Annotated in this window: 15 protein-coding genes; 1 reads left to right on the forward strand and 14 read right to left on the reverse strand. The window is 41.2% G+C overall.

Features of this window, described 5'->3' with window-relative positions; genetic code table 11:
• Window positions 1-8: 8 nt before the first annotated feature.
• The 12 genes from atpH to IEY42_RS07495 all read right to left on the reverse strand — a co-directional run bounded on the left by atpH (window position 9) and on the right by IEY42_RS07495 (window position 10,387).
• Complete coding sequence (gene atpH, locus IEY42_RS07440) at window positions 9-542, reverse strand: F0F1 ATP synthase subunit delta (RefSeq protein WP_188924671.1); 534 nt, start codon at window positions 540-542, stop codon at window positions 9-11.
• A gap of 14 nt (window positions 543-556) precedes the next feature.
• Entirely contained in the window at window positions 557-1,027 is a 471-nt protein-coding gene (gene atpF, locus IEY42_RS07445) for a F0F1 ATP synthase subunit B (protein ID WP_188924672.1), read from the reverse strand.
• A 37-nt stretch (window positions 1,028-1,064) separates the two neighbouring features.
• Window positions 1,065-1,316: a F0F1 ATP synthase subunit C gene (atpE, locus tag IEY42_RS07450; RefSeq protein WP_011639455.1), complete on the reverse strand. Its 252-nt coding sequence runs from the start codon at window positions 1,314-1,316 to the stop codon at window positions 1,065-1,067.
• 65 nt (window positions 1,317-1,381) lie between these two features.
• Window positions 1,382-2,176, reverse strand: a complete 795-nt coding sequence (atpB, locus tag IEY42_RS07455; RefSeq protein WP_188924673.1) for a F0F1 ATP synthase subunit A — start codon at window positions 2,174-2,176, stop codon at window positions 1,382-1,384.
• A 12-nt stretch (window positions 2,177-2,188) separates the two neighbouring features.
• Window positions 2,189-2,572, reverse strand: coding sequence for an ATP synthase subunit I (locus IEY42_RS07460; RefSeq protein ID WP_188924674.1), 384 nt, complete (start codon window positions 2,570-2,572; stop codon window positions 2,189-2,191).
• A 225-nt stretch (window positions 2,573-2,797) separates the two neighbouring features.
• On the reverse strand, window positions 2,798-3,682 hold the full coding sequence (locus IEY42_RS07465; RefSeq protein ID WP_188924675.1) for a ParB/RepB/Spo0J family partition protein: 885 nt from the start codon (window positions 3,680-3,682) through the stop codon (window positions 2,798-2,800).
• Between the two features lie 9 nt (window positions 3,683-3,691).
• Complete coding sequence (locus tag IEY42_RS07470; RefSeq protein ID WP_188924676.1) at window positions 3,692-4,480, reverse strand: ParA family protein; 789 nt, start codon at window positions 4,478-4,480, stop codon at window positions 3,692-3,694.
• A 62-nt stretch (window positions 4,481-4,542) separates the two neighbouring features.
• Window positions 4,543-5,163, reverse strand: a complete 621-nt coding sequence (gene rsmG / locus IEY42_RS07475) for a 16S rRNA (guanine(527)-N(7))-methyltransferase RsmG (protein WP_188924677.1) — start codon at window positions 5,161-5,163, stop codon at window positions 4,543-4,545.
• Window positions 5,164-5,274: 111 nt separating this feature from the next.
• Window positions 5,275-7,164, reverse strand: coding sequence for a tRNA uridine-5-carboxymethylaminomethyl(34) synthesis enzyme MnmG (gene mnmG, locus IEY42_RS07480; RefSeq protein ID WP_188924678.1), 1,890 nt, complete (start codon window positions 7,162-7,164; stop codon window positions 5,275-5,277).
• Between the two features lie 468 nt (window positions 7,165-7,632).
• Entirely contained in the window at window positions 7,633-8,076 is a 444-nt protein-coding gene (mioC, locus tag IEY42_RS07485) for an FMN-binding protein MioC (RefSeq protein ID WP_188924679.1), read from the reverse strand.
• A 256-nt stretch (window positions 8,077-8,332) separates the two neighbouring features.
• On the reverse strand, window positions 8,333-9,178 hold the full coding sequence (gene fghA, locus IEY42_RS07490) for an S-formylglutathione hydrolase (protein WP_188924680.1): 846 nt from the start codon (window positions 9,176-9,178) through the stop codon (window positions 8,333-8,335).
• A gap of 78 nt (window positions 9,179-9,256) precedes the next feature.
• On the reverse strand, window positions 9,257-10,387 hold the full coding sequence (locus IEY42_RS07495; RefSeq protein ID WP_188924681.1) for an S-(hydroxymethyl)glutathione dehydrogenase/class III alcohol dehydrogenase: 1,131 nt from the start codon (window positions 10,385-10,387) through the stop codon (window positions 9,257-9,259).
• 138 nt (window positions 10,388-10,525) lie between these two features.
• Between IEY42_RS07495 and IEY42_RS07500 the strand changes: the two genes are divergently transcribed.
• Window positions 10,526-11,392 (forward strand): LysR substrate-binding domain-containing protein, encoded by an 867-nt coding sequence (locus IEY42_RS07500; protein WP_188924682.1) that lies wholly within the window; start codon window positions 10,526-10,528, stop codon window positions 11,390-11,392.
• Here IEY42_RS07500 and IEY42_RS07505 read toward each other — a convergent pair whose 3' ends face one another.
• Together IEY42_RS07505 and mnmE are read right to left on the reverse strand one after the other, a co-directional pair.
• The gene (locus IEY42_RS07505; protein ID WP_188924683.1) at window positions 11,393-12,010 is read right to left on the reverse strand and encodes a 3'-5' exonuclease; all 618 of its coding nucleotides are present in this window, start codon (window positions 12,008-12,010) and stop codon (window positions 11,393-11,395) included.
• 55 nt (window positions 12,011-12,065) lie between these two features.
• Window positions 12,066-13,427, reverse strand: coding sequence for a tRNA uridine-5-carboxymethylaminomethyl(34) synthesis GTPase MnmE (gene mnmE, locus IEY42_RS07510; protein WP_188924684.1), 1,362 nt, complete (start codon window positions 13,425-13,427; stop codon window positions 12,066-12,068).
• Between the last annotated feature and the right edge of the window lie 28 nt (window positions 13,428-13,455).

Raw genomic sequence — 13,455 nt, forward strand, 5'->3', positions numbered from 1 at the left:
ACTCCCAATTACGACTGCAGCTTATCAGACAAGCGCGATAACTTACCGCTTACCGAGCCATCAATGACTAGGTCGCCTGATTTAATAATCACACCGCCAATGAGCGATGCGTCGATGCTGCAATTCAGCTTAACTTTGCGTGCGAGACGTTTCTCTAGAGAAACACTAATTTGCTGCTGTTGCTCAGAGCTTAGCTCAGTAGCAGAAACCACAGTGGCTTCAACTTCTTTTGCCCACTCATTACGGTATTCAGCAAAAAGTAGCGATACTATTGGCAGTATCCCTAAACGACCGTTTTCAGCCATTACCTTTATCAGGTTCTGACCTTGCTCGTTGACTTGTTCACCGCATACATTAATAAACAGTGAGGCAAGTTGAGTACTCGCAAGAGTACCGTTAAGCAGTGGTTTCATTGATTCGTTTTCACTTACCAATGAGGCGAAAGCTAACATTTCTGTCCAGCTATCTACTGCTTTATGTTCAACAGCAAAATCAAAAGCTGCCTTTGCGTAAGGGCGAGCGATGGTGGTTAATTCAGCCATAACTCAACTCCTTATCAAATTTCAGCAACAAGTTTATTAACAATGTCACTGTGGGCGGCTGGGTCAATCGAACGTTCAAGAATCTTCTCTGCGCCTACAACGGCTAGAGTAGCAACTTGCTTACGCAAGTCATCTTTAACGCGATTACGTTCGTTTTCAATTTCTGCATTACCTTGAGCGATAATTTTAGCTCGCTCAACTTGTGCTTCAGCTTTAGCTTCGTCAACGATTTGAGCTTTACGCTTATTAGCTTGCTCAATGATCTCGTTGGCAGTTACTTTTGCTTCTTTTAGTTGCTCAGTAGCTTTAATTTGTGCTAACTCTAGATCTTTTGCTGCACGGCCGGCATCTGCCAGACCATCAGCAATTTTCTTCTGGCGTTCTTCGATGGCATTCATCAACGGAGGCCATACAAACTTCATGCAAAACCACACGAAGAGAATAAAGGCAACCGTCTGACCGAATAGGGTAGCGTTGAAATTCACAACAGCCTCCTAGTTAGATTAAAGACAGAAGCGTTAATTAAAGCATTGCACCCAATGGGTTAGTAAATAGCATAAATAGCGCAATACCTACACCAATCATAGTTACGGCATCAAGTAGACCCGCTACGATGAACATTTTAACTTGTAACATAGGCGCCATTTCTGGCTGACGTGCTGCACCTTCCAAAAACTTTCCACCTAAAAGGCCGAAACCGATAGCTGTTCCTAATGCACCCATACCAATAAGTAGAGCAACAGCAATAGCCGTCATTCCTAATACAGTTTCCATATCTATCTCCAATATTCTAAATCGTTGTTATTAATGATTTAGGTCAAAAAAATTTTCGGTTACCCTTAGTGATCTTCATGCGCCATGCTTAAATAAACAATGGTCAACATCATGAAAATAAATGCTTGTAAAGTAATAACTAAAATATGGAAAATTAACCAACCTAGTTGTAATCCTACACCTAGAGCAGATAACGCCACGTTAGAACCATACATCAATGCAATAAGGATAAAAATCAACTCACCAGCGTACAAGTTACCAAATAGTCGTAAAGCCAATGAGATTGGTTTTGCGATTAGAGTCACTGTTTCTAATAATAAGTTGACGGGTATCATTGCCCAATGGTTAAAAGGCTGAAATGTTAGTTCTTTAACAAAACCTGAAACACCTTTGACTTTAATGCTGTAGTAAATAATCAGCACAAACACACCAATAGCTAAGCTAAAAGTGATGTTTACGTCAGTAGTCGGAACCACTTTAAGGTATGGCACGCCTGCAAGACTTGCTGCCCAAGGCAACCAATCTACAGGGATCATATCCATGAAGTTCATCATGAAAATCCACACAAAAATAGTCAGAGCTAAAGGCGCAATAACAGGATTGCGGCCGTGAAAGGTTTCTTTCACACTGCTATCAACAAACTCAACAATCATCTCGACAAAACATTGAAATTTGCCAGGAACGCCTGTCGTTGCTTTTTTGCCAGCACTGTAAAACAGCCATAAGAACAACACACCAAGCCCAACCGAAAAGAGCAACGAATCAATGTGCCATGTCCAAAACCCTTCCCCAACACTTAAGTTGGTAAGGTGATGTTGGATATAGCCCTGCGGTGTTAACGCTTCACCAGTTGCAGCCATGATTCATCCCACTTAACTTTGCTTGAAATATAAAGGTGCTATCCAGTGCACAACTAACGCTAACGAATAACAAGTAAAAAGCGGCATAAATCCGACTTCAATGTTGATAAACACTAACGTAAACAATGCAATGGTCAACAGCATCTTTACCGCTTCCCCCCAGTAAAAGCTTTTAACCACTTTTGCTGCTGAGCTTGCCCCACTATGTGAGAAAGCTAGGGTTGCGAATACAAAATTAGGAAGTACAGCGATAATCGCACCTGCTAATGCAGACTGACCATACTGTGCTCCCCACATTACGAAAAATAGTATTGAAATAATACTCGCAACAATCGCTTGTACCAGCACTAATTTATAGGCTGCTAACCTACCACGACGCGCTAAAACATTACCCAACTTAATATCTCCGCATTAATGCCTTTCGCGGTCCTAATGTTAAATTTAATAGATTAAACTAGCCTTAAGATACAAAAAGCCTGCAAAGTATACCTTTTCGCGCTTTGTTTGCAACTTTGATGATAGGAAAACAACGATTTAATAAGTGAATTAGCGCTAAATATACAAAAGTAAAAATTAGCGCTGTGTCACAAAATTACTACATGAAATGGTTTAGTCGGCTTTTTAGCGGATTTTACTTAAAATACCGTCTAATTCAGCGAGATTTTGGTAGTTTATTACAATTTTTCCTTTGCCTTTAGTCCCATGGTTGATGGCAACTTTGGCACCGAGCCTTTCAATTAACTCTTGTTCTAAACGACTAACATCATGATCTTTAGCATGAGTTTCGGCAACTTTAGCCGGATTTAATGCTTTATTGACTAATCGTTCAGTTTCTCGAACAGTCATTTCCTTTGACGCGACTAATCGAGCTAAATTAGTTTGCTCATCGCCCTCAATGGCCAATAATGCCCGAGCATGCCCCATGTCAATGTCACCATATTCTAACAAACGCTTAACAGGTTCGTTAAGGCTGTTTAGACGTAATAGGTTTGACACGCTAACACGAGATTTACCTACCGCATCGGCGACTTGTTGATGGGTTAATTCAAACTCTTCAAGTAAACGCTGTAACGCTATTGCTTCTTCCATTGCATTGAGATCTTCACGCTGAATATTTTCAATCAGTGCAATAGCAACAGCTGCTTCATCGGCAACCTGCTTAACAATACAAGGGACTTTATCAAGCTTAGCGAGTTGTGCAGCACGCCAACGACGTTCACCGGCAATAATTTCATAATTACCATCTACAACTTTACGTACAACAATAGGTTGAATAACACCTTGCGAGCGGATTGATTCAGCCAGTTCTTCTAATGCTTCAGGCGACATATCTTTACGCGGTTGGTATTTACCCGGTTGGAGTTTGTCGAGATCAAGATGAATAAGGTCGCCTGCGGTGGCTAATGACTGAGTTTCTTCAGTTTGCTCGCTTTTACGAGTGGCCGCATTACTGTGGCTTAATAAGGCATCCAGGCCTTTACCTAAACCGCGTTTTTTTAACGTCATTTTTATGTCCTACGCTTGTTTGGGTTGTGTCTGCTGCTCTGCACGACGAATAATTTCACCTGCTAGGGCTAAATAAGCTTTAGCACCTGCACTTGATTTATCGTAATACATGGCAGGCGCACCAAAACTAGGTGCTTCCGCTAAACGAATGTTTCTTGGAATGACAGTTCGATAAACCTTATCACCAAAATGTTGTTTTAGCTGATCTGACACATCATTTGATAATCGATTACGCGGGTCGTACATGGTGCGCAATATACCTTCGATAGTTAATGTTGGGTTTACCATTGCACAGAGCTTGGTAATGGTATCTATCAACGCTGTCAGACCTTCTAATGCATAGTATTCACACTGCATTGGCACCAAAACAGAATCAGCTGCAGACATGGCATTAACCGTTAACATATTTAATGAAGGTGGGCAGTCAATAAAGATGTAATCGTAGTCGTCTCTGATTGGCGCAAGTGCATTACGTAATCGGATCTCACGCGCAAAAAACTCCATCAGTTTAATTTCAGCAGCGGTTACATCACCATTACCGGCGATCAGATCAAATTTACCCACGGTATTTTTAATCACAATATCTGCAAAAGGCTTTTCTTCTACCAGTAATTCGTAGGCGGTATTGTCAACATCGTATTTGTCGACACCACTGCCCATGGTTGCATTGCCTTGAGGATCTAGGTCGATCAACAACACTTTACGCTTTGTGGCGGCAAGTGATGCGGCTAAATTTACGCAAGTTGTTGTTTTTCCTACGCCACCTTTTTGGTTGGCTACGGCAATAATTTTACCCACTATGTCATCCTGTCTTTAAATTATTGATGTCCGGTTAGATTAATTAGCGAAAGAAATGCGCTTTATTGCTTAGCAATTTTTAATAAATGTCGCTGTTCATCTAGCTTTGGTACATGCAATACAATGGTATCAACCAGCGAAAATCCTGCTGGCATTTGCTGTAATTCTTGTTCACTTAACTGACCTTTTAAGGCGTAATAAATACCGTTTTCTTTTGGCAAATGATGACACCAGCTGAGCATATCTTGTATTGAGGCAAATGCTCGGCTTAATACGCCATCAAATTTATCTTCAGGTTGATAAGCCTCAACCCGGCTTTCTACAGAGGTAATATTATTAATTTTAAGTTCAAATTGAACCTGTTTTTGAAAGCGGATCCGCTTACCTAAACTGTCTAATAATACAAATTCTCTGTCTGGGTTCATAATGGCTAATGGGATCCCGGGTAAACCAGGTCCTGTGCCTACATCAATAAAGCGATTTCCTTCAAGATAAGGAGAAACGGTTAAACTGTCCATAATATGACGGATTAACATTTGCTCAGGATCGCGCACCGAGGTGAGGTTATAGGCTTTATTCCATTTAGCGAGCATTTCAACAAAACCGATTAATTGTTTTTTCTGTAATTCAGTGGCCGATATTTTCATTTCAGCTAAATAGGTTTGGAGTTGCACAGATAACACAGAAAGCCTCGTAAATTGCATGAACAGACGGCAGTTATTATGAAGCCGTAAAAGCACTAAGGGAAGCCTTATGGCTTCCCTTGTGTTATTGAGTCGAAAAAATATCTGTAATTATGCGCTTTTTCTCAATAAACCACGCTTTTTCAAGTGTACTAGTAGAATTGAGACAGCTGCAGGAGTAATTCCTGATATGCGCGAGGCTTGTCCTACCGTTTCTGGTTTGTGGTTATTGAGCTTAGCGATAACTTCATTGGATAGACCTGGTACTTCTTTGTAATCCAGATCTAACGGTAATAATGAGCTTTCATGACGCACGGCTTTATCAACTTCGTCTTGTTGACGTTGGATATATCCTGAGTATTTAACTTGAATTTGCACTTGCTCAGCAGCTTGTGGGTCTTCAAGACCTGGGCCAAAACCTTCTAATTGCATTAATTTACAGTAATCCATTTCAGGACGACGCAGTAAATCTTCAAAAGAAGCTTCGCGAGAAATTGGCGTATTCAATTGTGGATTAAGTACATCGAGCAATGGTGAGTTAGGGTGTACCCACTGTCCACGTAGACGTTGTAATTCCAGCTCGATCGACTCTTTTTTCTTACTGAATAATTCCCAACGACTATCGTCAACTAAACCAAGCTCACGGCCTTTTTCAGTTAATCGTAGATCGGCGTTATCTTCACGTAGTAATAAACGATATTCCGCTCGGCTAGTAAACATGCGGTATGGTTCTTTAGTACCTAGAGTAGATAAATCGTCAACTAATACACCAAGATATGCTTCATCACGACGAGGACACCAAGTGTCTTTACCTTGCACTTGTAAAGATGCGTTCATACCCGCTAATAAACCTTGAGCACCGGCTTCTTCGTAACCTGTTGTGCCGTTGATTTGACCAGCAAAGAATAACCCTGCAATAGTTTTGGTCTCTAAAGAGTTTTTAAGATCGCGTGGATCAAAATAATCGTACTCGATTGCGTAACCAGGACGAACGATTTCAGCATTTTCCATGCCTTTGATCGAACGCACTAAATTAAGCTGAACATCAAAAGGTAAACTGGTAGAAATACCGTTAGGGTAGATCTCGTTAGTGCTTAAACCTTCAGGTTCAATAAAGATCTGGTGCGATGATTTATCCGCAAAGCGATGGATCTTATCTTCAATCGATGGGCAGTAACGAGGGCCAATACCTTCAATAACACCTGAATACATTGGGCTTCTGTCTAAGCCACCACGAATAATGTCGTGGGTTTTTTCATTGGTGTGAGTAATAAAACATGAAATTTGTTTTGGATGCTGACTCACATCACCAATAAATGACATTACTGGCAATGGAGTATCGCCTTTTTGCTCTGTCATTTGTGAAAAATCAATGGTGTTAGCATCAATACGTGGTGGTGTACCTGTTTTTAAACGGCCAACACGGATGGGTAATTCACGTAAACGGTTTGCTAATGCAATGGCTGGTGGATCGCCTGCACGGCCACCGCTGTAATTCTGTAAACCAATATGAATTTTGCCACTTAAAAATGTGCCTGTGGTTAATACCACTGCAGGGGCTTCAAATGCCAAACCCATTTGAGTGACAACACCTATAACTTTATTATTTTCAACAACTAAGTCATCAACTGCTTGTTGGAAAATGCGTAAGTTAGGTTGATTTTGTAAAATGTGCTGAATTTTTTGACGATATAGTGCTCTGTCTGCTTGGGCACGAGTAGCACGAACAGCAGGGCCTTTGCTTGAATTTAATGTTCTAAATTGAATCCCGGCAAAGTCTGTTGCTGTTGCCATGGCTCCGCCTAATGCGTCGATCTCTTTAACCAAATGGCCTTTACCAATACCACCAATGGCGGGATTACAAGACATTTGACCTAGTGTGTCGATGTTATGGGTTAACAATAATGTTTTTGATCCCATTCTTGCTGCTGCGAGAGCTGCCTCAGTTCCGGCATGACCACCACCAACGACAATTACATCGAACCGTTCATGAAAATGCATTATGCGACCTTTGATTGCTTAGAAAGTTAAATTCAATTTGTAACGTTATTTGAGCTGCGCATTTTAGCACTTGCTTGTCTGAACGTGAATGATCATTTTTCATAGAATGATCAAGATGGGTTTGCTTAATAGATCTTAAGATCTTTATATAGATCTTTTTATTATGTTTATTATTAGGATCGCCATTTTCTGTTAGTAACTTTTATTTATATTTAAAATCAATAACTAATGAACTTTTAAACCTGTGATCTGATCGCGATCAAACTCAAGATAAGGTGGGGATAGATCGGGTACTTATCCACAAGGGTGATCTTTAAGCAGATCGGGGTGTGAATAGTACAGAGTTATGATCGCTGAAAATAATAGCTTATCCACAAAGTTATTATTTAAAATAGCAATTTGTGGATAAGGTAGATCTAAATTGTGAGTTGATCTTAGTTTATACAATAATAAGATCGTATTTTATGCCTATTTAATTTTATCCTGCCATTGTGATAACCACGCCAGTGCGGGCTCTTCGGGTACTGGATCTTGTTGAACATCAATTTGGATCTTATCCACAATGGTGTTTGATCCGTATTGTAATAACAGATCGATTATTTTTTCAGGGCCTTGGCAGAAAGTGTCATAGCTTGAATCGCCAATGGCACATAATGCATGCTGGATCCCGTTAAGATCAGGCATTTCTAACATTAATTGTTTATAAAAAGGCACTATATTGTCTGGAAGATCACCTGCTCCATGGGTTGAACTAACGATGATCCACATTGAAAAATCGCTTAATTGAGCTAATTGTGGATCTATAAACACCTCAGTATGGTGGTTTAATTGAGTTAATTGCTCTGCCATTTCATCTGCAACGTATTCTGAACTGCCCAATGTTGTACCCACTAATAATGCTATGTTTGCCATTTCTACTCCAAATTTTTGCTTAATCTGCTCGTTTAATCGTCAGCTTTATGTGCTTTAAGGTTATTTTACTCGCTCAATTACGCTTAATGTTGGCTTATTTACACTTTTTAGTCCGAAATAAGTTGCTTATTTCGCTCTTTTATCTCAGCAATATTTTTTAGCAATAAAAAAACGAGCCATAAAGGCTCGTTTTGAGTGTTTTTTAGCCCGTGCAGGCTAAATTATCGCTAAATCTTTGTGAAATATTAGCTCAGTATTAGTTGGCCTTTAAATGTTTAGCATGAAAGCGCAGGTGTTGTTCAATAAACGTCGAAATAAAATAGTAGCTATGGTCATATCCTGGCTGCATTCTTAACTCGAGAGGATAGCCCTTTTGTTGTGCGACTTTTTCTAATGTATGAGGTTTTAATTGCTCATCTAAAAAGTTGTCATTACTGCCTTGGTCCACCAGCGCAGGCACAAATTGTTGACTGTTTTGCATCAGCTCACAGCTATCATATTGTTGCCATTGCTGTTGATCATCGCCCAAATAACCGCGAAACGCTTTAATTCCCCATGGGCAATCCATAGGATTACAAATAGGGCTAAATGCCGATACACTGTTAAATTGGTTTGGATTTTTCAATGCAATTGTCAGTGCACCATGGCCGCCCATTGAGTGACCACTAATACTGCGCTGCTTAGTTACCGGAAAATGCGCTTCGATAATTTCTGGCAGCTCAGACACCACATAATCAGACATTTTATAATGCTGATCGAAAGGTGGTTTGGTGGCATTGAGATAAAATCCTGCGCCTAAGCCAAAGTCATATGCACCATCTTTATCGTCGGCAACCCCTTCGCCACGCGGACTGGTGTCTGGCGCGACAATGGCGATTCCAAGTTCTGCGGCAATGCGTTGTGCGCCTGCTTTTTGCATAAAGTTTTCGTCAGTACAAGTAAGACCTGACAACCAATACAAAACCGGTACTTTTTTATTTTCTGCTTGCGGTGGCAAATAAATAGCAAAACGCATCGTGCAATTGAGCGCCGTTGACTGATGATGATATTGTTTATGCCAGCCACCAAATGCTTTGGTGCTGCTGATATTTTCAATGGTCATGATGGGTCCTTATAAAATAAATGCAGTTAATTAAAAAATTAACTGCATTGTTATTTGACTTAAGATCTGCTTTTAGACTTATTTATCAAAGTGGATAACGGTGCGGATGCTTTCGCCTTTATGCATTAAATCAAATGCATCGTTAATCCCTTCAAGGCTCATTGTGTGGGTAATAAAGTGATCTAACTTAAACTCACCTGCTAAGTATTGCTCAACAATACCAGGTAATTCACTGCGTCCTTTAACGCCACCAAATGCACTGCCACGCCATACACGGCCTGTGACTAATTGGAATGGACGAGTTGAAATTTCTTGGCCAGCACCTGCTACACCAATAATCACAGATTCCCCCCAACCTTTGTGACAACATTCTAATGCACTGCGCATCACGTTAACATTACCAATACATTCGAATGAGAAATCAACGCCGCCATCGGTCATTTCAACAATGACATCCTGAATTGGCTTATCGAAGTCTTTAGGGTTAATGCAGTCTGTTGCACCCAGTTTTTTAGCCAGTTCAAACTTAGATTCGTTTAAGTCGACACCAATAATGCGGCTTGCTCCAGCCATAGTTGCGCCAATAATGGCTGATAGGCCAATGCCGCCTAGGCCAAATATTGCCACGCTATCGCCTTTTTGTACTTTCGCTGTTTTCAGTACTGCGCCCATACCGGTCGTAACACCACAACCTAATAAGCACACTTCTTCTAATGGCGCTTCTTTACTGACTTTAGCGAGTGAAATTTCAGGTAAGACTGTGTATTCAGAAAAAGTAGAACAACCCATGTAGTGGAAAATAGGTTCGCCATCTTTAAAGAAACGGGTGGTGCCGTCTGGCATTAAGCCTTTACCTTGTGTAGCTCGTACTGCGCTACATAAGTTGGTTTTGCCAGAAGTACAGAACTTACATACACCACATTCTGCGGTGTATAACGGAATAACATGATCGCCCACTTTGACACTGGTAACACCTTCGCCAACCATATGAACAATCCCGCCACCTTCATGACCAAGAATGGCTGGAAATACGCCTTCGGGATCATCACCTGATAAGGTGAATGCATCGGTATGACATACACCAGATGCCACGATACGTACCATGACTTCACCGGCTTTTGGGTACATGACATCGACTTCTTCAACCGATAATGGTTGTCCTGGTCCCCAAGCAATTGCGGCTTTTGATTTAATAAATTGTGCTGACATAGATAGCTTCCTTAAACGTAATACCATGAATGATGGTTAACTAACATCACTACAGTGTAGTGTATTTATCCATTATATTTGTTTATCATAAAATGATAATCAGCTGGTTTTGCAAATGACTTTTACGAGAATGCAATAATGATGCAGTGGGAAGGAATTTTTGAGTTTGTTGCGGTAGCAGAAACCGACAGTTTTACTGCAGCGGGAAAGCGGTTAAGTATTTCGACGGCACAAGTGAGCCGGCAAGTGAGTCAACTTGAAAACCGTTTAAACACTAAACTGTTTTATCGCACCACGCGTAAAGTGTCGTTAACCGAAGAAGGCTCAGTTTATTATCAGCATTGCCGCCAAGTGCTAGACAGTCTTGATGAAGCTGAGCGGGCTATTTCAAGTTTAAAAGATAAACCTCAAGGCTTAATTAGGATGACTGCACCGGTGACCTACGGTGAAAATTTTGTCATGCCGGTTGTTATCGATTTTATGCAGCAATATCGTGATATTGAGGTGGTGTGTGAGTTAACTAATCGCCAACTCGATTTAGTGGAAGGTGGTTTTGATTTAGCCATTAGGTTAGGGCGGTTATCTAATTCGTCAATGATGGCTAAACGCTTAACTAATCGAAGCCAATATGTGTGTGCTGCACCAAGTTATATTGCTCAGTTTGGTACGCCTTATACTTTGTCGGAACTGAGCCAGCATAATTGTTTAATTGGCAATCAGTCGCATTGGAATTTTATTGATCAGGGCAAGTCTAAAGCGGTTAAGGTACATGGGTCGTTGAGTTGTAGCAGTGGTTTAAGTTTATTGTCTGCGGCCATTAAGGGGTTGGGGATTGTGCAATTGCCCGGTTATTACGTTAATGATGCAATTGAAGCTGGACAGCTAGTGGTGTTACTCGCGCCATATCAACAACCTAAAGAAGGTATTTGGGCTTTGTACCCACACAACCGCCATTTGTCACCCAAAGTACGATTGCTAGTGGATAAATTAGCCCAAGAGTTGTAATCAACAAGCCATAGTTTGGTAGTAGCGGTTTATTTGAGCTTTGGGCAGGCTAGATATTTTATTGATAATATCTAAGGTTATCTGGTGCTGCGGCAGTTGCTGTTGCAGTACGTCGAGTTGATGTAACCAAAGGTAACTGGTCATGGTAGCGTCAGCTAAGGCGCGGTGAAACACACCGTTGTTAGGTAATTGGTGGTAACTCACTAACGTGCCAAGCTTATGATTGGGGGCATCTTGGCTTATACGACGAGATAACAACAGTGAGCAAGCAAATTGGCCGGTGTAGTGCAGCTTATTATGTTTGAATTCGGCATCTAAGAATTTTTTATCAAAGCTTGCGTTGTGCGCGACTAAATTAAATCCATCAATAAACTTGGCAAATTTTGCCATCACTTCTTTAGATGATGGCGCATGTTTGAGCATGCTATTGCTAATACCTGTGTACTGCTCAATAAAGCTATTTACCCGTTTACCTGGGTTTATTAACTCTTGAAAAGTGTCCACTATTTGGCCATCAACTAGCTTTACCGCACCAATTTCAATGGCTCTGTCACCATTATCGGGTGATAAACCTGTGGTTTCAAAGTCGAGTACAACGATTTGATTAGCCAATGTCATGTGTTTCTTCCTACTGAGCTATACACGATTTACCAATGCATTACTTACCGATACACTATTTACCTATACAGAATGAACTAAAGATTTTGCCGAGTAGGTCATCTGAAGTGAATTTACCAGTAATTTCAGATAGCGCCATTTGGCACATGCGTAACTCTTCTGCCAGTAACTCTCCGGCGAGATACACTTCAAGCTGTTCTTTACCCAGTTGTAAGTGACTTGCGGCTAAATCTAACGCTTCTAAATGACGACGGCGTGCAATAAAACCGCCTTCTAGATTACTTTGATAACCCATTAATGACTTAAGGTGTTGCTTTAACTCTTCAACTCCTAGGCCGGTTTTCGCTGATATACGGTAAACATCGTATCCTTGCTCTTGCGACATTTCGAGGGGTTCACCGGTTAAATCGGCTTTGTTACGCACTACCGTTACACCCAGTCTTGAAGGTAAACGGTCAATAAAATCGGGCCAAATGTCATGTGGGTCAACGGCATCTGTCGTCGTACCATCAACCATAAACAAGACTCTATCGGCACTCGCTATTTCTGCCCAAGCGCGCTCAATACCGATTTGCTCAACCGTATCTGTGGTATCACGTAATCCTGCTGTGTCGATAATGTGCAGCGGCATACCATCAAGGTGTATGTGTTCACGCAGTACGTCACGGGTGGTGCCAGCTATTTCTGTAACAATGGCAGACTCTTTACCTGCAAGGGCATTCAGTAAACTTGATTTACCGGCATTAGGACGCCCAGCTATGACGACTTTCATGCCTTCGCGAATAATTGAACCTTGCTTGGCACTGGCTTGAACGGTAGTGAGCTTGTCGATAATCCGATATAAGGCATTAGCAATTTTACCATCCGATAAAAAGTCGACTTCTTCATCAGGAAAATCAATCGCGGCTTCTACGTATAAACGTAGGTTAGTGACTTGCTCTACTAGCTCATGAACTTCTTTAGAAAATTCACCTTGCAGTGATTGCAAAGCACTTTTTGCCGCTTGCTCACTGGTAGCATCAATTAAATCGGCAATCGCTTCTGCTTGAGTTAAATCGAGCTTGTCGTTCATAAAGGCTTGTTCGCTAAACTCACCGGGTTTAGCAATACGGATGCCATCGATTTCCATGACGCATTTAATCAACATATCAAGTACTATCTGGCCACCATGACCTTGCAGCTCTAATACATCTTCGCCAGTAAATGAGTTTGGACCTTTAAAAAATAGCGCAATACCCTGATCAATAACGTGACCATCGTGGCTATTAAAATCACAATATTCGGCGTAACGGGTTTTAGGCACATGACCAATAATAGCGTTGGCTACATTGGCAGCGAGATTGCCAGATACACGAATGATACCCACTCCACCACGTCCTGGTGCTGTTGCTTGCGCTACGATAGTGTCTGTTGTCACGGTAAATACCTGCTAAATCATTAAAGGA

It is taken from the genome of Shewanella algicola, from assembly GCF_014648035.1.
GTDB classification, from domain to species: domain Bacteria; phylum Pseudomonadota; class Gammaproteobacteria; order Enterobacterales; family Shewanellaceae; genus Shewanella; species Shewanella algicola.